We start from the raw sequence: 18,867 nt of genomic DNA on the forward strand, positions 1-18,867 counted from the left end.
TCCACCCGAGACTCAGTGAAATTGAAATCGCTGTGAAGATGCAGCGTTCCCGTGGCAAGACGGAAAGACCCCGTGAACCTTTACTATAGCTTTACACTGAACGTTGAGTTCGTCTGTGTAGGATAGGTGGGAGGCTATGAAACCATGGCGCTAGCTGTGGTGGAGCCATCCTTGAAATACCACCCTGTCGTGCTTGACGTTCTAACCTAGGCCCATTATCTGGGTCGGGGACCGTGTATGGTGGGTAGTTTGACTGGGGCGGTCTCCTCCTAAAGAGTAACGGAGGAGCTCGAAGGTACGCTCAGCGCGGTCGGACATCGCGCACTGTGTGCAAAGGCATAAGCGTGCTTGACTGCAAGATCGACGGATCAAGCAGGTAGGAAACTAGGACTTAGTGATCCGGTGGTTCTGTATGGAAGGGCCATCGCTCAACGGATAAAAGGTACTCCGGGGATAACAGGCTGATACCGCCCAAGAGTTCATATCGACGGCGGTGTTTGGCACCTCGATGTCGGCTCATCACATCCTGGGGCTGTAGTCGGTCCCAAGGGTATGGCTGTTCGCCATTTAAAGTGGTACGCGAGCTGGGTTCAGAACGTCGTGAGACAGTTCGGTCCCTATCTGCCATGGGCGTTGGAGATTTGAGAGGGGCTGCTCCTAGTACGAGAGGACCGGAGTGGACGAACCTCTGGTGTTCCGGTTGTCACGCCAGTGGCATTGCCGGGTAGCTATGTTCGGAAGCGATAACCGCTGAAAGCATCTAAGCGGGAAGCGCGCCTCAAGATGAGATCTCCCGGGGCACAAGCCCCCTGAAGGAACCATGTAGACTACGTGGTTGATAGGTCAGGTGTGTAAGTACAGCAATGTATTGAGCTAACTGATACTAATGATCCGTGCGGCTTGACCATATAACCTCAAGTTGCCTTGGCTTTACGACAACGTCGTAAGAGCATCCAAGTGCACGCTACGTCACAAGAACTATGCGAGGCTGGCGCCTTGTCCCCTAGGGACGAGTGCGACTCTCCAAAAGCCTCCCTGGTGAAATTAGCGCTGTGGAACCACCCGATCCCATCCCGAACTCGGAAGTGAAACGCAGCTGCGCCGATGGTAGTGTGGCTCAAGCCATGCGAGAGTAGGTCATCGCCAGGGTTTATACCCAAAACCCCGCTGCTCACGCAGCGGGGTTTTTCTTATTAAGTGAAGGCACCGCATTTTCCGGGTCTCTTCCGCCCCACGGGCAAGATCGCGAAGCTGGCGCTGCAAGCGCTGCTGCAACCGTCTCCCTGGTGAAATTAGCGCTGTGGAACCACCCGATCCCATCCCGAACTCGGAAGTGAAACGCAGCTGCGCCGATGGTAGTGTGGCTCAAGCCATGCGAGAGTAGGTCATCGCCAGGGTTTACACCCAAAACCCCGCTGCTCACGCAGCGGGGTTTTTCTTTGTGCGCAGAACAGCGGGTAGTGCCGGCCGCTGGCCGGCAACCCCATGGCCCAGCATCGTCCCGGGAGGTTCACGCCATGCGTGGATGCCCTCCGCGAGGAAGCATGGCGCCAACCAAGGTTGGCCGCTACCAATCGATTGCCGGCCAGCGGCCGGCACTACCGGCAGATCCACACCAACCGTGGATGAGCCGCCGACGGTACGCAAAAGAAAAGCGGCGCCCCGTGGGGCGCCGCTCAGGCTTGAATCATGTTCAGTCGAGCAAGGCCCGCTGTTACTTGGCCGGGGCCTTGTCCTTCATCATCGCGTCGCGGGCGGCCTTGAACGGATTGCCTGCATACCAGTTCGGCCAACGATCGCCCGCGGCCAGTTCCTTGCCCACGCCATACATCAGCTGCAGGTCCTCGACGGTGCCGTCCAGCTTCCAGGTGGCCGCGTCGAACTCGTCCTTCGGGCCGTGGTAACGGTTGGCGCCGTAGTCCGCCGCGGCCTTGCGGCCGGCCTCCACGCCACCCTCGCGCAGGTCCTCGCCACCATCGGCGTACAGGGCCGGCACGCCGGCCTTGGCGAAGTTGAAGTGGTCCGAGCGGAAGTAGAAGCCGCTCTGCACCGAGGTCTCACCATGCAGCGTGCGGTCCTGGGCAGCAGCCAGCGGCTTGAGGATGTCCTCCAGTTCCGAGCTGCCGAAGCCGGTGACGGTCACGTCCTTGGCACGGCCGGCCACCGACATCGCATCGATGTTGATCACACCGGCGATCTTGTCCAGCGGGAAGGTCGGGTGGGAGACGTAGTACTTCGAACCCAGCAGGCCGGACTCTTCCAGGGTCACCGCCAGGAACACCACCGAGCGCTCCGGCTTCGGATCCTGGTGGGCCATGGCTTCGGCCACTTCGAGGATGCCGGCCACGCCGGTCGCGTTGTCGACCGCGCCGTTGTAGATGTTGTCGCCGGTTTCACCCTCGTGCTTGCCCAGGTGGTCCCAGTGCGCCATGTACAGCACGGCCTCGTCGGCACGCTTGCCGCCCGGCAGCACGCCCACCACGTTGCGCGACTGCTTCTGCGCGATCTGGCTCTTCAGGTCGACCGCAGCGGTGGCCTTCAGCGGCACCGGCTTGAAGCCGCGCTTGCTCGCATCCTTGTAAGCCTGCGCCAGGTCCAGGCCGGCACCGGCAAACAGCGCCTTGGCGGCGTCGGCGCTCAGCCAGCCCTGTACAGGGATGCGGGCTTCCGGGTCATCCTTGGCCGGCAGGTCGTACTGCGGACCGGCCCAGGAGTTCTTCACCACGTCCCAGCCATAGGATGCGCCGGCGGTGTCGTGCACGATCAGTGCCGCGGCGGCGCCCTTGCGCGCGGCCTCCTCGAACTTGTAGGTCCAGCGGCCGTAGTAGGTCATGCGCTTGCCGTCGAACAGCTTCGCGTCGTCAACATGGAAGCCCGGATCGTTGACGAACATCACGACCGTCTTGCCCTTCCAGTCCTGGCCGGCGTAGTCGTTCCACTTCTGTTCCGGTGCGTCGACGCCGTAGCCGACGAACACCAGGTCGCTGGCATCGATCTTGACCTCCGCCTGGCCGGTCCGGGTACCCACCACCATGTCGGTGCCGAACTTCAGTTCGGTGGTCTTGCCGCCCTGGGTGATCTTCAGCACGGTCGATTCGTCGGCCGTGGTCTCAGTCATCGGCACGTCCTGGAACCAGCTGTCACCGTTGCCGGGCTGCAGACCGATGCGCTGCATCTGGTCGCGGATGTAGTTGACCGTCAGTTCTTCGCCCTTGCTGCCCGGGGCGCGGCCCTCGAACTCATCCGAGGCCAGGGTCTTGACCATCTCGGCGAAGTCGCCGGCATTGATTTCCGGCGAGAACTGGTGGGCGGCGGACTTCGCCGCAGCGGTATCGGTGGCCGGCGCGGTGGCCGGCGTGTCTTCGCCTTTGCAGGCGCTGAGCGCGGCCGCAGCGGCCAGGCACAGGAGGAGTTTGCGGGGCATCGTCGATTCCTGGAAAACAAAGGGCGGCCGCACCCAGGCGCGGCCGGTACACGCGAGTATCACCGAAGCGGCGGTTCCGGCGGGTTCAGTCGGCCGGGGCGGTTTCGCTGTCGAATGGGATCGGCTCGGCACCGGTGACTGGCCCGATGCGCGCGGTGCGATGCACGTACAGCACAACTTCGCGCTCGAACTGCAGCGGGCCACGGACCACCGCGTTGGGGCCGATGATCACGCGGGGCTTGCGGCTGGCGGTCAGCGAGATGCTGAAGTTCGGCTTGCGCACATGCACGCCGCCGTTGACCTGCGAACCGATACCGACGGTGATGTCACCATTGACGGTCTCCACATCCTTGCCGACGCGGCTCTCGACCAGGCCGATGCCGCCGTTGACGGTCTCGACGCCGCCTTCGATCTGGCTGCCGCGATCGCTGAAGATGCTGCCGTTGACGGTGCTGACACCGCCGCTGGCAATCACTTCGCGCCCCAGGCGCACACCGCCGTTGACCGTTTCGATCTTGCCGGTGCGGGCGCGGTCGGCAACCTTCACCCCACCGTTGACGGTGTCGATGCTGCCGGTCTCGACGCCTTCGCCGATGCGGATGCCGCCGTTGACGGTGTCCAGCTTGCCGTAGCGTTGACCCGGTTCGGCGCTGATGCTGCCGTTGACCTTGCTGATGTTCTCCTGGGCACAGACCGGCCCGGTGGCCAGCAGTACGCCCAACAGCAGCGGAATGGAAAGAGTTTTCATGGAGACCTCGAGAGATGTGCGGCTGGCAGGCCGCGTGCGGAGATGTCACCATTCCCCGGTAGCCCCCGCAACTGCCTGAAGTCACTGGAAAGCCCTTGCGCGACAACGTCTTCCCATCACGCCGACATCACATCGCCGCTGCCCGCGGCGGTCGCTGCCTGCTGCTGGGGCTGGCCATGGCGCTGGCCCTGCCGTTGCCGGGTGCTGCGCAGACCACCCGCGAGACCGAGCGCAAGCTGCAGAAGCTGCGTACCGAACTGAAGGGCGTGGCGCAGGAGCGACGGCAGATCGAGGGCCAGCGCGGGCAGGCGTCGCAGCAGCTGCGCGAGGCCGACGAGAAGGTGGCACGCACCGGGCGCGCGCTTGCGCAGACCGAAGCGGCACTGCGCGAGCAGGCCCAGGCCCTGGCCCAGGCCGAGCAGCGCCGCAGCACCCTGCAGAGCAACCTCGCCCAGCAGCGCCGCGAACTGGCCGGGCTGCTGCGCGCGGCCTATCAGCTGGGCAACCACGCACCGCTGAAACTGCTGCTGTCGCAGGACACCGTGGCCGATGCGAATCGTGCCCTGGCCTACCATCGTTACCTGCAACGCGAGCGGGCACAGCGCATCACCGCGTTGACCGCTGACCTGAAGGAGCTGGAAGCGCTGCAGGCGCAGATCGCCGAGCGCAAGCAGAAGCTGCAGGGCGCGCACCAGGACCAGAAGCAGCAGGCTGCGGCGCTGGAAGCCGACCGCCGCGATCGCGCCAGGACCGTGGCCTCGCTGGACGAGCGCTTCAAGGACCAGCGCGAGAAGGAACAGGCGCTGGGCCAGGACGCCAAGGCGCTGGAAACACTGCTGGCCAACCTGCGTGCTGCTGCGGCCCGTGCGGAGGCCGAGCGCCGGGCCGCTGCGCGCCGCGCGGCCGCGGAGAAGGCCGCCGCCGAGCGTGCCGCGCGCCAGGCTGCGGCACAGGGCCTACCACCGCCGCCGCCGACCAAGGTGCCGCCTGCGGTGGCATCGGCACCGGCGCCGAAGGTCGGTGGCCTGGGCTGGCCGTTGTCCGGCAACCTGCTGGCGCGCTACGGCGGCAAGCTGCCCGACGGCCGCACCAGCAGCGGCGTGCTGATCGGCGCGCCAGCCGGCAGCACGGTCACGGCCGTGGCCGATGGCACCGTCGTGTTCTCCGACTGGATGACCGGCTACGGCATGATCCTGATCGTCGACCACGGCAACGGCTACATGAGCCTGTACGCGCACAACGACACCCTGCTGAAGGATGCCGGCGCGCGGGTCAGCCGTGGCGATGCGGTGGCCAAGGTCGGCAATTCCGGCGGCCAGGGCGTGACCGCGCTGTACTTCGAGCTGCGCCGTGGCGGGCAGCCGGTCAATCCGGACAGCTGGCTGCAGCGGCGCTGAACCCGGGCTCGCCGCATGCACGGCGGATTCAACGGGAATTTAGCCGTGCTTCGCGCATAATCGGCCCATGTGCCTCGAGCACGATGCCAACGTCGACAGGAGTGCTCCATGCGCGCAGCCCGTACCGCCACCCTCTTGCTGGCCCTGTTGCCAGCGCTGTCCTGGGCGCAGCAGACCGCGCCCGCTCCGAGCCAGGAAACCGGCGGGCAGGCAGCGAACAGCGAGGAGGCGGTGACCTCGAAGGTGCCGCTGGAGGAAATCCGCCGCTTCGTGGCCGTCTACAACGCGGTGCGTGCGGCCTATGTCGATCCGGTCGATGACAAGAAGCTGATGCAGTCGGCCGTGCGTGGCCTGCTGCTCGACCTCGATCCGCACAGCACCTACTTCAACAAGGAAGATGCGCAGGCCTTCGACGAGCAGGCCAATGGCGCCTACGAAGGCATCGGTGTCGAGCTGCAGCAGCAGCCGGACAACGCCAGCATGAAGGTGATCGCGCCGATCGACGACACGCCGGCGGCCAAGGCCGGCATCCTTGCCGGTGACCTGATCATCGCCATCGACGGCAAGCCGATCAGTGCGATCGATGCCAGCGAGCCGTTGCGCGGCCCGGCCGGCAGCAAGGTGGTGCTGACCATCGTGCGCGAAGGCAGGCCCAAGCCGTTCGATGTCAGCCTCACCCGTCAGACCATCCGTGTGACCAGCGTGCGCAGCCGCCTGCTCGAGCCGGGCTATGGCTATATCCGCCTGAGCACGTTCCAGGCCGATACCGGTTCGGACTTCCAGAAGCACGTGCAGCAGCTGCAGAAGCAGTCGGGTGGCCAGCTCAAGGGCCTGGTGCTGGATCTGCGCAGCAACCCGGGTGGCCTGCTGACGGCCGCCGTGCAGGTGGCCGACGATCTGCTCGACAAGGGCAACATCGTCAGCACCCGTGGCCGGATCAGCATCAGCGACGCCCGTTTCGACGCGACCCCGGGCGACCTGCTGAAGGGCGCGCCGGTCGTGGTGCTGGCCGATGCCGGCTCGGCCAGTGCATCGGAAGTGCTGGCCGGTGCGCTGCGCGACAACAAGCGCGCGCGCGTGGTCGGCAGCCGCACCTTCGGCAAGGGCTCGGTGCAGACGGTGCTGCCGCTGGACAATGGCGATTCGGTGAAGCTGACCACCGCGCGCTATTACACGCCCAGCGGCAAATCGATCCAGGCCACCGGCATCGTGCCGGACGTCGAGCTGAAACCGGCCGCCACGCCGGCCGAGGATGCACTGCCGGCCAGCCTGAGCGACTACAGCGAAGCCACCCTGCCGGGCCATCTGCGCGGCGATGACGAAGGCACCGAGGGCTACCACGCCGGTGCGGTGCTGCCGGGCGACGGCCCGATCAACGACGCGCTGGCCGAGCTGAAGAACCCCGGTTCGGTGGCCGCACGGTTGAAGGCCGAAGCCGCGAAGGCGGATGCGGCCAAGGCGGCGAAGGCCGCTGCGGCGAAGCCGGAAGCGAAGGTCGAACCTAAGCCGGAAGCAAAGCCGGAAGCAAAGCCCGCTCCGGTCCCAGCCAAGCCCTGATTCTGTAGAGTCGAGCCATGCTCGACTGATCTACGAACGGGCGGGTGAGCGTGGAGCCGGCCAGCGGCCGGCACTACCAGGGGTCAGAACCCGTGCCGCTTGCGCAGGCGGCGCGCGATCGCAGCCCGCACGTAGACTCCGTACACGACGCCGAACACGAAACCGCCGATGTGCGCCCACCACGCCACCATGCCGAAGCTGGGACCGATGTGGGCGAACACCACCTGCAGCGCGGCCCAGACACCGATCAACAGGTAGGCCGGGGCCCGTACGAACTCCAGGAACAGCCCGAGCGGAATCACCACGCCCAGCCGCGCACCCGGGAACAGGGCCAGATACGCGCCGATCAGCGCCGACACCGCGCCGCTGGCGCCGATGATGATCTGGTCCGGGCTGCCCATGGTGTAGATCGCCACCAGGTTCGACACCGCGCCGCCCACCAGGAACAGCAGCAGCAGCCGCCACGGCCCCAGCACCCGCTCGGCCGGCAGGCCGAAGATCAGCAGGAACACCAGGTTGCCCAGCAGGTGCGACCAGTCGGCGTGCAGGAACAGGGCGGTGAACAGGCGCAGCACGCTGCCGTCCTGCAGGGTCGCCCACCAGTCCAGCGGGTGGGTCAGGCCGGTGGACAGGGCGCCCCAGTCCAGCCAGAGGCTGTTGCGGGCGTCGTCCGGGCGCGAGATCGACCACAGGAACGCCAGCCACAGTGACGCGAACAGCACGGGCGTGGCCCAGCGCAGGGCCGCCTTCTTGCGGGACGGGAGCGAGACGAACATGCCAATAGCCTAGCGTGCGCCGCTTTCGGCGGGGACGGTCCTGTTCAGCTTTTGAGACGGGAAAACCGCCTGCGCTGTTATTGTTTCATTAACGGCTCTGGGTAATACTCGCATACGGCGTCGTATGTCGGGAGGGGAATCCGGCGCGCTCCGAAGGGCTTCAGGGCCGGTCGGGCGCAGGCGCACTCAGAGCACCATCACCGCTTACCGGAGAGAGAGAACTACGATGCAAACCGCTTCCACCATTGCCCGACTGACCCTGCTGGCCGTCGGCGTTGCCGGTGCGCTGGCCGCCGCCGATGCCAATGCTGCCGCCTTCCAGCTGAAGGAAAACAGCGCCAAGGGCCTGGGCCGCGCGTTCGCCGGCTCCACCTCGACCGAAGGTGACGCCTCGGTCATCGCCACCAACCCGGCGTCCATGCGCCTGCTCGACGGCACCCTGGTCCAGGGCGACGTCAGCGCCATCAGCTTCGGCGCCAAGTTCCGCGGCCAGGGCCAGTACGCCAACGGCGCGCCGATTTCCGGTGGCAACGGCGGCGACGCCGGCATGATCGCCCCGGTTCCGGCCGCGTACTTCCACGTGCCGTTCGGCGAGAACGACAACATGCACTTCGGTGCTTCGCTGACCGTGCCGTTCGGTTTCAAGACCGAATACGACCGCGACTGGGTCGGCCGCTACAACGGCGTCAAGACCGAGCTGCAGGCCATCGACCTGGGCGTGGCGTTCTCCTATGACGTCAACCCGTACCTGTCGTTCGGTGCTTCGGTGTTCGCCGAGCGCCTGAACGTCGACCTGACCAGCGCTGTCGACACCGGCACCGCGATCAACGCCACTGCCCAGCGCACCGCTGCGGCGCGTGTGCTGGCTGCCGGCGGCACCGCGGCCCAGGCTGCGGCGGCGTCGCAGGCGGCTGCACGCCAGGCCGCCCAGCTCGGCTTCTCGCCGGGCACCGCCGATGGCTACCTGCGCATCAAGGGCGATGAAGTGTCGGTCGGCTACACCCTGGGCATGACCGTCACCCCGGTGGAAGGCACCAACATCGCCTTCAGCTACCGCTCGAAGGTCGAGCACAAGATCACCGACGGCAAGGCGGACTTCACCATTCCGCAGAATGCGGCGGCCTTCCTGGCCACGGCTGCCCCGGGTACCTTCATCGACAGCAACGGTCGCGCGACCATCACCCTGCCGGCCAGCGCCACCGTGGGCTTCACCCACCGCGTGAACGACCAGTGGCAGATCATGGCTGAAGTCACGCGCACCGCGTGGAGCAAGTTCGACCAGGTCGTCGTCGATTACGACTCCAACCAGCCGGACAGCGTGCTGCCGTTCCACTACCGTGACACCACCTTCGCGTCGATCGGTACCGATTTCCGCGTGAACGACAAGCTGACCCTGCGCGGCGGCCTGGCCTATGACCAGACCCCGACCACCGATGCCCACCGCGACGTGCGCGTGCCGGACACCACCCGCAAGTGGCTGTCGCTGGGCATGACCTACGCCGCTTCGGACAAGATGGAATACAGCGTGGGCTACACCCACCTGTTCACCAAGGATCCGAACATCACCTCGACCTCGGCCACCGGCAACACCGTGACCGGCAAGTACAAGGTCAGCGGCGACGTGCTGGCGGCTTCGCTGCAGTACAAGTTCTGATTCGGGCGATGGCCTGACGCAGCACACGGAGGGCCCCGCGCAAGCGGGGCTTTCCTTTTGCGGGGAGCGCCGCAGCATCCACGGCGGGCGTGGATCTACGCGACAATGGCGCGATGAACCTGTCCGATCCGAACTTCCAGCTGGAGCTGGTGGCCAACATCGCCGTTGCCGGCTCGATCCTGCTGGCCGGCCGCAACAACGTGCATACCTGGTGGCTGGGCATCGTTGGCTGCGCACTGTTCGCCGCCGTGTTCGAACGCTCGCACCTGTACGCGGACATGGTGCTGCAGTTCTTCTTCATCGCCATCAGCGTGCTGGGCTGGTGGCAATGGCTGCGCGGTGACCACGGTGCGCCGTTGCCGATCACTTCATTGCGGCCGCGCGCCTGGGCCTGGCTGGCGCCGCTGGCGGTAGTGGCCACCTTCGGCTACGGCTGGATGCTGACCCGACTGACCAACGCCTATGCGCCCTACATCGATTCGGCGGTGCTGGTGCTGAGCGTGATCGCGCAGATCCTGATGATGCGGCGCAAGCTGGAATCGTGGTGGGTGTGGCTGCTGGTGAACACGGTGGCGGTGCCGCTGTATTACAGCCGCGGCCTGCATCTGACCTCGATCCTGTATGTGGGCTTCTGGATCAACGCGCTGGTGGCGCTGCGCCATTGGCGGCAGCTGATGCGCGATGCGTCCAGGGCGGCCGATGCCGTTGCCTGAGCGCGTTGCCCGCGGCCTGGTGGTGGGCAAGTTCTGCCCGCTGCACCTTGGCCACGAGCGCCTGATCGAATTCGCTTCCACCCGTTGCCAGCAGCTGCTGGTGATCGGGTGGTCGCAGCCGGGCTTCCCCGGCTACAGCGCTGTGCGCCGCGAGCGTTGGCTGCGCGCCCGGTTTCCGCAGGCCACGGTGGCGGTGCTTGACGATGTTCGACTGGCGGCATTGTGCGTGCAGCGGGGCGCAGCGGTCCGCACGTTGCCGCAGGACAGCGACGATGAGCACGTGCAGCGCGAGTTCACCGCCTGGCTGTGCCTGAGCCTGTTCGGTGGGCCGGTGCAGGCGGTGTACACCGGTGAGGACTACGGCGACGGCTTCGCGCAGGCGCTGGCCATGCACTTCGATGCGCCGGTACGTCATGAACGGCTGGAGCGCACGCTGGATGTCGGCCAAGCCAGCGGCACCCAGCTGCGTGCCGATCCACATGCGCATCGGCGCAGCCTTTCTGCCGAGGTGTATGAGGACTACGTGCAGCGCGTGGCCTTCATTGGTGGCGAGTCCAGTGGCAAGACCACGCTGGCGCGGGTGATGGCCGAGCGCCTGCAGACCGCGTGGGTGCCGGAGTATGGCCGCACGCTCTGGGAGCAGCAGGGCGGCGACCTGGTGCCGGACGATCTGCTTCGCATCGCCATGACCCAGCCACAGCACGAAGAAGAAGCTGTGCGGCGTGCGCATCGCTGGCTGTTCTGCGATACCACGCCGCTGGTGACGCTGGGCTACAGCGGCTGGATGTTTGGCACGGCGCCGGAGGCACTGCGGCAGGCTGCAATGCGGCCGTATGACCTGCTGTTCGTGTGCGCGCCGGATATTCCGTTCGACCAGGACGGCACCCGGGTAGGGGCGGCATTCCGTGCGCAGCAGCATGCCTGGTACGTGCGCGAGCTGCAGGCGCGGGGAGTCGACTATGTGCTGCTGGAGGGCGACCTGGAAACGCGCATCGCATGCGTGCAGCGCGAGCTGGCGACGCGGGCGGACAATCGGTTCAGTGTGGCCCAGCCTCTGTAGAGTCGAGCCCACGCTCGGCCGCGCCGGGAAAGCCGAGCAGGAAGCAAGGCACAAAAAACCCCGCGTTCGCGGGGTTTCTTGTTTGCCGCATCAAGCCGGCGATCAGTCGCCCAGGGTCAGCAGCGAGGCGTTGCCGCCGGCGGCGGTGGTGTTCACCGTCACCGTCTTTTCGGTGGCAAAGCGCAGCAGGTAATGCGGGCCGCCGGCCTTCGGGCCGGTGCCGGACAGGCCCTGGCCGCCGAACGGCTGCACGCCGACCACCGCACCGATCTGGTTGCGGTTGACGTAGACGTTGCCGACATGGACGCCATTGCTGATGCGGTCCACGGTCTCGTCGATGCGCGAGTGCACGCCCAGGGTCAGGCCGTAGCCGGTGGCGTTGATCTGGTCGATCACCGCATCGAGCTGGTCGCCCTTCCAGCGGATCACGTGCAGGACCGGACCAAACACTTCCTTCTGCAGCTGGCCCAGGTCCTTCAGTTCGTAAGCGCGCGGCGCGAAGAAGGTGCCGTGGGCGGTGTCGGCCGACAGCTCGGCAGCGGCGATCAGGCGTGCTTCGCGGTCCATGCGCTCGGCGTGGTCCTGCAGGATCTTCAGCGCATCGGCGTCGATCACCGGGCCGACGTCGGTGGACAGCAGGCCCGGGTTGCCGACCTTCAGTTCCTTCATCGCGCCGGCCAGCATGGTCATCACCTTGTCGGCGATGTCGTCCTGCACGAACAGCACGCGCGCGGCCGAGCAACGCTGGCCGGCGGAGGTGAAGGCCGAACCGATCGCGTCCTTGACCAGCTGTTCCGGCAGCGCCGAGGAGTCGGCGATGAAGGCGTTCTGGCCACCGGTCTCGGCGATCAGCACGCCGATGGCGGCGTCACGGGCGGCCATCGCGCGGTTGATGGCACGGGCGGTATCGGTGGAGCCGGTGAAGGCCACGCCGGCCACGCGCGGGTCGGCGGTCAGCGCGGCACCGACGGTGGCGCCGTCGCCCGGCAGGAACTGCACCACCTCGGCCGGCACGCCGGCGTCGTGCAGCAGCTTCACCGCGTAGTAGCCGATCAGGTTGGTCTGCTCGGCCGGCTTGGCGATGACGCTGTTACCGGCAGCCAGTGCAGCAGCGACCTGGCCCAGGAAGATCGCCAGCGGGAAGTTCCACGGGCTGATGCAGACGAATACGCCGCGGCCGTGCAGCTGCAGCTCGTTGGACTCACCGGTCGGGCTGGGCAGCTTCTCGGCGTGGCTGAACTGCTCGCGCGCCTGCTTGGCGTAGTAGCGCAGGAAATCCACGGCTTCCCGCACTTCGGCGATGCTGTCGGGCAGGCTCTTGCCGGCTTCCTTCACGCACAGCGCCATGAACTCCGGCATGCGCGCTTCCAGCTGGTCGGCGGCGTGCTCGAGGATGGCGGCGCGGCTGGCGGCCGGGGTGCGGTTCCAGGCCGGCTGCGCAGCCACGGCGTTGGCCAGGGCCTTCTGCACGGTGCCGGCATCGGCGGCCAGCCACTGGCCGACCACCTCGCGGGTGTCGGCCGGATTGGTCACCGGCAGCGCGGCGCCGGCCGGGCTGGCGCCCGGCACCAGCGGGGCAGCCTGCCACGGCTTCACCGCGGCGTTGATCTGCTCGGCCAGGGCGCGCAGTTCGTTGTCGTTGGCGAGGTTGACGCCCATGGAATTCTTCCTGTCGTGGTTCTGGCTGCGCAGCAGGTCAACCGGCAGCGGGATCTTGGGATGCGGAATCGAAGCGAACGAGGCGACCATCTCGACCGGATCGCGGATCAGGTCGGCGATCGGCACGCGCTCGTCGGTGATGCGGTTGACGAAGCTGGAGTTGGCGCCGTTTTCCAGCAGGCGGCGCACCAGGTACGGCAGCAGGTCTTCGTGCGAACCGACCGGCGCATATACGCGGCACGGCAGGCCCAGGCGGTCGGCCGGCACCACTTCGGCGTACAGGTCGTCGCCCATGCCGTGCAGCTTCTGGTGCTCGTACACGCCGCCGTTGGCGATGCTGCGCACCGCGGCGATGGTGTGCGCGTTGTGCGTGGCGAACATCGGGTAGATCGCGTCGGCATGGGTGAACAGCCGCTTGGCGCAGGCCAGGTAGGACACGTCGGTGTTCTGCTTGCGGGTGAACACCGGGTAGCCCGGATAACCTTCGATCTGCGCGCGCTTGATCTCGGCATCCCAGTAGGCGCCCTTGACCAGGCGCACCTGAAGGCGGCGACCGGCGCGGCGCGCCATGTCGGCCAGGTGGTCGATCGTGTACGGCGTGCGCTTCTGGTAGGCCTGCACGACCACGCCGAAGCCATCCCAGCCGGACAGCGAGGCGTCGGAGAACACCTGCTCGATGATGTCCAGCGACAGTTCCAGGCGGTCGGACTCTTCGGCGTCGACGGTGCAGCCGATACCGTAGCTCTTGGCCAGCTGTGCCAGTTCCAGCACGCCCGGCACCAGGTCCTTCAGCACGCGCTCGCGCTTGGCGTGCTCGTAGCGCGGGTACAGCGCCGAGAGCTTGATCGAGATGCCCGGCGCGTTGTTGACGTCGCCGTCCGGGCGGCCGCCGCGCGCCTTGTGATCGCCGCCGATGGCGTGGATCGCACGACGGTAGTCTGCCAGGTAGCGCAGCGCGTCCTTCATGGTCAGCGCGCCTTCGCCCAGCATGTCGAAGGAATAGCGGTAGCTGGCGTTGTCGCCCTTGTGCGAGCGCGCCAGGGCTTCGCTGATGGTGCGGCCCATGACGAACTGGTGGCCCATGATCTTCATCGCCTGGCGCACGGCCAGGCGCACCACCGGCTCGCCGACGCGACCGACCAGGCGCTTGAACGCGCTGGGCGCATCGGCGCGGGTGGCGTCGTTCATCTGCACCAGCTTGCCGGTCAGCATCAGGCCCCAGGTGGAGGCGTTGACCAGCACCGAGTCGCTGCCGCCGAGGTGTTTTTCCCAGTCGGCATCAGCCAGCTTGTCGCGGATCAGCTTGTCGGCGGTGTCCTGGTCCGGAATGCGCAGCAGTGCCTCGGCCACGCACATCAGCAGCACGCCTTCCTCGCTGCCCAGGTCGTACTGGCGCATGAAGGCTTCGATGGCGCCCTGGTCCTTGGCGCGCACGCGCACGCGGCCGACCAGGTCGGCGGCCAGCGCCTGCACCCGGGCCTGTTCCTCGGCGGGCAGGCGGGCCTGCGCCAGCAGGTCGCGGACGTGGCTGGCCTCGTCCTTCAACCAGGCGTCGGTGATGGCCTGGCGGAACGGGTTGGGGGACGCCGGCAGTTCCGGCGACAGCAGCGCGCCCGGACGCGGAGCGTCGCTGGCGGCAGGGGAGGAGGAAGGTGCGTTCATGCCGGTCCGGCCAATGGAAAACTTGGCGATTTTAATCATTTTTGCGGGTTCCGGAAGTGCCCCGAAGCGCCCTTCGTGAAGGGCTCATAGCCCGTAGCGGTGGTGGATTCAGCGTGTTCAGCATGCCCGTCAACTTTTGTGCTGAATTCGTCATTCGCGCCGCCGACCTCATGCTGTGTTGCAGCATCGGAAAAAGTGTGAATGCACCCTTGCTACCGGCGAGAGGGCGGGGCTACCATCGAGACGTTTCCCGCGGCAGGAACGCGGTTGCGACATGATCGAGGTGCTTCCAGCTCCGGATGGGTCAGGTACGCAGCTGCGGCTGCGTCCCCCACGGGCGCTCGATGCCCGGCAGTTCGTCCTGTTGTTCACCGTGTTGTCGGGTGCGATGTGGCTGGTGTCCGCCCTCGGGTGGTGGGCCGGCAATGCATTCGCCCCCCTGTTCGCGCTGCTGTACAGCCTGGTGCTGGCGGCCGCGTTGCGTGCCTTGTGGCGCAGCGGTGAACGGCAGGAGGAGATCCGGGTAGTGCCGGCGTACGTGGAGGTCATCCCCGTACCCGGTGGATCGCCGGTGTTCCGGGCCCACCCGCACTGGGTGCGCCTGCTCACCGACGATGAGAGGGTCCGGCTGGCATCCAGCGGCCGGCAGGTGGAGGTGGGGAGTTTCCTCGCGCCGGCCGAACGCCAGACGCTCGCAGAGACACTTGAAAGCTTGCTCGCCGCCAGCGATGGCGGCCACCGACGACGCTAAGGGTCTAGGCAATGAAGCAAAGCAGCAGGTGGGGCACGAAGTGCGTTGCAGCGGTCGCCGCCATGGTGGCCGGGGGATGGGTTCCGGCGTTGGCCTGGGCCCAGGCGGCCGATCCCAAGCCGTGGCAGCTGAACATGGGCAAGGGGGTGACCCAGACCTCGCGCCTGGCCTGGGAATCGAACAACCTCTCGTTGATCATCTGCACGGTGATCGGCGTCATCGTGTTCGGGGCGATGGCCTACGCCATCTTCAAGTTCCGCAAATCCAAGGGCGCGGTCGCCGCCACCTTCAGCCACAACACCAAGGCAGAAGTGATCTGGACGGTGATCCCGGTGATCATCCTGATCGTGATGGCATGGCCGGCCACGGCCAACCTGATCAAGATGTACGACACCCGCGATGCCGAGATGACGGTGAAGGTCACCGGCTACCAGTGGATGTGGAAGTACGAATACCTCGGCGAGAACGTCACCTTCACCAGCCGCCTGGACCGCGAGTCCGACCGCGTACGGCAGAGCGGTATCGTGCCGACCCGCGAAAGCCATCCGCATTACCTGCTGGATGTGGACAACCGGCTGGTGCTGCCGGTCGATACCAAGGTCCGCTTCGTCATCACTTCCGACGACGTGATCCACGCCTGGTGGGTGCCGGCGCTGGGCTGGAAGCAGGACGCCATCCCCGGCTTCATCAACGAAGCCTGGACCCGCATCGAGCAGCCCGGCGTCTACCGCGGCCAGTGCGCCGAGCTGTGTGGCAAGGACCACGGCTTCATGCCGATCGTGGTCGAGGCGGTGTCCAAGGAGGACTTCAAGCAGTGGCTGGCGCAGCGCAAGCCGGCGCCGGCTGCCGAGCCGGCCACGCCTGCGGCACCTGCCGAACCGGCTGCACCGGCGGGCGAGGCACCGGCTGCGCCTGCTGCTGCAGCAGCGGGCAGCGCACCTGCCACCGCAGCCAGCGGCGCGTGATGTAAAGCCTGCGGCCGCCCGCGGCCGTGGTGACAACCGATTCTGAGAGGTGTTTTGCAATGGCGCACTCGGCAGTTGGGCACGACGATCACCATCACCAGCAGAGTTTCTTCGAGCGTTGGTTCTTCTCGACCAACCACAAGGACATCGGCACGCTGTACCTGGGTTTCAGCTTCATCATGTTCATCATCGGTGCGGCGATGAGCGTGGTGATCCGCGCCGAGCTGGCACAGCCGGGCCTGCAGTTCGTCAAGCCCGAGTTCTTCAACCAGATGACCACCGTGCATGCACTGGTGATGATCTTCGGCGGCGTGATGCCGGCTTTCGTCGGCCTCGCCAACTGGATGATCCCGCTGCAGATCGGCGCGCCGGACATGGCGCTGCCGCGCATGAACAACTGGTCGTTCTGGTTGCTGCCGGTGGCCTTCAGCCTGCTGCTGCTGACCCTGTTCCTGCCCGGTGGCGCGCCGGCCGGTGGCTGGACGCTGTATCCGCCGCTGTCGCTGCAGGGTGGCTACAACGTTGCCTTCAGTGTGTTCGCCATCCACGTGGCCGGCATCAGCTCGATCATGGGCGCGATCAACATCATCGCCACCGTGCTCAACATGCGTGCGCCGGGCATCGACCTGCTGAAGATGCCGATCTTCTGCTGGGCCTGGCTGATCACCGCCTTCCTGCTGATCGCGGTGATGCCGGTGCTGGCCGGTGCGGTGACCATGCTGCTGACCGACAAGTTCTTCGGCACCAGCTTCTTCAACGCCGCCGGTGGCGGTGACCCGGTGATGTACCAGCACATCTTCTGGTTCTTCGGGCACCCCGAGGTCTACATCATGATCCTGCCCGCCTTCGGCGTGGTCAGCGAGATCATCCCGACCTTCAGCCGCAAGCCGCTGTTCGGCTACCAGGCGATGGTGTACGCCACCGCCGCGATCGCGTTCCTGTCGTTCATCGTCTGGGCCCATCACATGTTCACCGTGGGCATGCCGCTGGGCGGCGAGATCTATTTCATGTTCGCCACCATGCTGATCTCGATCCCGACCGGGGTGAAGGTGTTCAACTGGGTCAGCACGATGTGGCGCGGCTCGCTGACGTTCGAGGCGCCGATGCTGTGGTCGGTGGCCTTCGTCATCCTGTTCACCATCGGTGGCTTCTCCGGCCTGATGCTGGCGATCGTCGCCGCCGACTTCCAGTACCACGACACCTACTTCGTGGTCGCCCACTTCCACTACGTGCTGGTGACCGGCGCGGTGTTCGCGCTGATCGCCGCGGTGTACTACTGGTGGCCGAAGTGGACCGGGCGCATGTACAGCGAGAAGTGGGCCAAGGTGCACTTCTGGTGGTCGATCGTGTTCGTCAACCTGCTGTTCTTCCCGCAGCATTTCCTCGGCCTTGCCGGCATGCCGCGCCGCATTCCCGATTACAGCGTGGCCTTTGCCGACTGGAACCTGATCAGTTCGATCGGCGCGTTCGGCATGTTCGTCACTCCGTTCATGATGGCCGCGATCCTGCTGTCCTCGCTGCGCAACGGTGAGAAGGCCGAGGCCCGTTCCTGGGAAGGCGCGCGCGGGCTGGAGTGGACGCTGCCGTCGCCGGCACCGGCGCACACCTTCACCACGCCGCCGACCCTCCGCCCGGGGGACCTGGCGCATGACGACATCACGCATTGAGGTGGGGCATGCATAACGAGAGCCCGCTCCCGATCGGTAGAGTCGAGCCATGTTCGGCGGATGAGAAGCAGCCGACCAGCGGTCGGCTCTACAACAATGAAGAGCAGCCGACCAGCGGTCGGCTCTACCAGGGCGGAAGCATCGAGCAGCAGCGCCAGCGTGCGAAGCGCACGGCGATGTGGGTCGGCGCCATCGCCGTACTGGTCTATGTCGGCTTCATCCTCAGCGGGGTGATCGGGCGATGAGCGAGGCACCGGCCAGCACGCCCTCACCCAGTGCCGGGCTGCCGCGCCTGATCGGCGTGGCGGTGGCGGTGTTCCTGCTGACGTTCTCGCTGGTGCCGCTGTACCGCATTGCCTGTGAAAAGGTGTTCGGCGTGCGCCTGGAGCGCGGTCCCGGAGGGGAAGCCAGTGCAGGCGCGGCGGCGGGCAAGCGCACCGTGCGCGTGGAGTTCGACGGCGGCGTCAATTCGCGCCTGCCGTGGTCGTTCCATCCTGAGCAGCTGACCATGGACGTGGTGCCCGGCGAACTCAACGAGGCGCTGTACTTCGCCCGCAATGACAGCGCAGCTGCCGTGGTCGGCAGCGCGGTGCCATCGGTGGCGCCTGCGCGTGCCTCGGGCTTCTTCAGCAAGACCGAATGTTTCTGTTTCACCGCGCAGACGCTGCAGGCCGGCGAGAAGCGCGACATGCCGGTGCGTTTCATCGTCGATCCGGACCTGCCGCCGGAGATCAAGACGATCACCTTGTCCTACACCTTCTACCGCAACGACGCGTTGTCCGATCGGCTGGCCCCGGCCGCCACCTCGGACGGCGCGCACGCCGCACCCTGACC

Annotated in this window: 14 protein-coding genes and 3 rRNA genes (1 of these 17 only partly in view); 13 read left to right on the forward strand and 4 right to left on the reverse strand. The window is 66.4% G+C overall.

Translation table 11 applies throughout. The features are described 5' to 3' along the window. The 3 genes from NSQ78_RS01895 to rrf (NSQ78_RS01905) form a co-directional block, all read left to right on the forward strand. A 23S ribosomal RNA gene (locus tag NSQ78_RS01895) occupies positions 1-908 on the forward strand (it extends 1,972 nt beyond the left edge of the window). Positions 909-1,034: 126 nt separating this feature from the next. Next, positions 1,035-1,149: ribosomal RNA gene (gene rrf, locus NSQ78_RS01900) — 5S ribosomal RNA — on the forward strand. Between the two features lie 133 nt (positions 1,150-1,282). Next, a 5S ribosomal RNA gene (gene rrf / locus NSQ78_RS01905) occupies positions 1,283-1,397 on the forward strand. Between the two features lie 317 nt (positions 1,398-1,714). On the opposite strand, the gene NSQ78_RS01910 is transcribed toward rrf (NSQ78_RS01905), so the two are convergent. Both NSQ78_RS01910 and NSQ78_RS01915 read right to left on the reverse strand, forming a co-directional pair. Further along, entirely contained in the window at positions 1,715-3,424 is a 1,710-nt protein-coding gene (locus NSQ78_RS01910; protein WP_064237502.1) for a M28 family metallopeptidase, read from the reverse strand. Between the two features lie 85 nt (positions 3,425-3,509). After that, positions 3,510-4,172 carry a hypothetical protein gene (locus NSQ78_RS01915; protein ID WP_049471493.1) on the reverse strand — a complete coding sequence of 221 codons (663 nt, stop codon included), beginning with the start codon at positions 4,170-4,172 and terminating at the stop codon, positions 3,510-3,512. 176 nt (positions 4,173-4,348) lie between these two features. Here NSQ78_RS01915 and NSQ78_RS01920 point away from each other — a divergent pair, with 176 nt between their 5' ends. Next, on the forward strand, positions 4,349-5,569 hold the full coding sequence (locus NSQ78_RS01920) for a peptidoglycan DD-metalloendopeptidase family protein (protein ID WP_339208629.1): 1,221 nt from the start codon (positions 4,349-4,351) through the stop codon (positions 5,567-5,569). 108 nt (positions 5,570-5,677) lie between these two features. Then, positions 5,678-7,126 carry a S41 family peptidase gene (locus NSQ78_RS01925; protein ID WP_064237504.1) on the forward strand — a complete coding sequence of 483 codons (1,449 nt, stop codon included), beginning with the start codon at positions 5,678-5,680 and terminating at the stop codon, positions 7,124-7,126. Between the two features lie 83 nt (positions 7,127-7,209). Here the strand turns inward: NSQ78_RS01925 and NSQ78_RS01930 are convergent, their stop codons facing one another. Beyond that, complete coding sequence (locus NSQ78_RS01930; RefSeq protein ID WP_049471500.1) at positions 7,210-7,902, reverse strand: rhomboid family intramembrane serine protease; 693 nt, start codon at positions 7,900-7,902, stop codon at positions 7,210-7,212. A 226-nt stretch (positions 7,903-8,128) separates the two neighbouring features. Between NSQ78_RS01930 and NSQ78_RS01935 the strand changes: the two genes are divergently transcribed. The 3 genes from NSQ78_RS01935 (at position 8,129) to NSQ78_RS01945 (ending at position 11,329) form a co-directional block, all read left to right on the forward strand. Then, a complete protein-coding gene (locus tag NSQ78_RS01935; protein ID WP_088476392.1) occupies positions 8,129-9,556 on the forward strand; it encodes an outer membrane protein transport protein in 1,428 nt (475 codons plus the stop codon). 113 nt (positions 9,557-9,669) lie between these two features. After that, entirely contained in the window at positions 9,670-10,269 is a 600-nt protein-coding gene (gene pnuC / locus NSQ78_RS01940; protein ID WP_053461970.1) for a nicotinamide riboside transporter PnuC, read from the forward strand. Next, the gene (locus NSQ78_RS01945) at positions 10,256-11,329 is read left to right on the forward strand and encodes an AAA family ATPase (protein WP_064237506.1); all 1,074 of its coding nucleotides are present in this window, start codon (positions 10,256-10,258) and stop codon (positions 11,327-11,329) included. Before pnuC ends, NSQ78_RS01945 begins: the two co-directional genes overlap by 14 nt. Before the next feature lie 102 nt (positions 11,330-11,431). Here the strand turns inward: NSQ78_RS01945 and putA are convergent, their stop codons facing one another. Then, positions 11,432-14,650, reverse strand: coding sequence for a bifunctional proline dehydrogenase/L-glutamate gamma-semialdehyde dehydrogenase PutA (gene putA / locus NSQ78_RS01950; protein WP_339207720.1), 3,219 nt, complete (start codon positions 14,648-14,650; stop codon positions 11,432-11,434). Positions 14,651-14,924: 274 nt separating this feature from the next. Between putA and NSQ78_RS01955 the strand changes: the two genes are divergently transcribed. Genes NSQ78_RS01955 through NSQ78_RS01975 form a run of 5 tightly spaced genes read left to right on the forward strand, consistent with a single transcriptional unit; the run spans position 14,925 to position 18,865 of the window. Continuing rightward, positions 14,925-15,401, forward strand: a complete 477-nt coding sequence (locus NSQ78_RS01955; protein ID WP_049471508.1) for a DUF2244 domain-containing protein — start codon at positions 14,925-14,927, stop codon at positions 15,399-15,401. Positions 15,402-15,412: 11 nt separating this feature from the next. Further along, positions 15,413-16,366, forward strand: a complete 954-nt coding sequence (gene coxB / locus NSQ78_RS01960; RefSeq protein WP_057494747.1) for a cytochrome c oxidase subunit II — start codon at positions 15,413-15,415, stop codon at positions 16,364-16,366. Between the two features lie 59 nt (positions 16,367-16,425). Next, the gene (ctaD, locus tag NSQ78_RS01965; protein ID WP_049465376.1) at positions 16,426-18,033 is read left to right on the forward strand and encodes a cytochrome c oxidase subunit I; all 1,608 of its coding nucleotides are present in this window, start codon (positions 16,426-16,428) and stop codon (positions 18,031-18,033) included. A gap of 8 nt (positions 18,034-18,041) precedes the next feature. Further along, on the forward strand, positions 18,042-18,278 hold the full coding sequence (locus NSQ78_RS01970; RefSeq protein WP_064237508.1) for a hypothetical protein: 237 nt from the start codon (positions 18,042-18,044) through the stop codon (positions 18,276-18,278). After that, complete coding sequence (locus NSQ78_RS01975) at positions 18,275-18,865, forward strand: cytochrome c oxidase assembly protein (protein ID WP_049465371.1); 591 nt, start codon at positions 18,275-18,277, stop codon at positions 18,863-18,865. The genes NSQ78_RS01970 and NSQ78_RS01975 overlap by 4 nt, the downstream gene beginning before the upstream one ends. Positions 18,866-18,867 lie beyond the last annotated feature (2 nt).

The sequence above is a fragment of the Stenotrophomonas sp. FSL W7-1447 genome (genome assembly GCF_037966425.1).
In the GTDB taxonomy this organism is placed as follows: Bacteria; Pseudomonadota; Gammaproteobacteria; order Xanthomonadales; family Xanthomonadaceae; genus Stenotrophomonas; species Stenotrophomonas pavanii.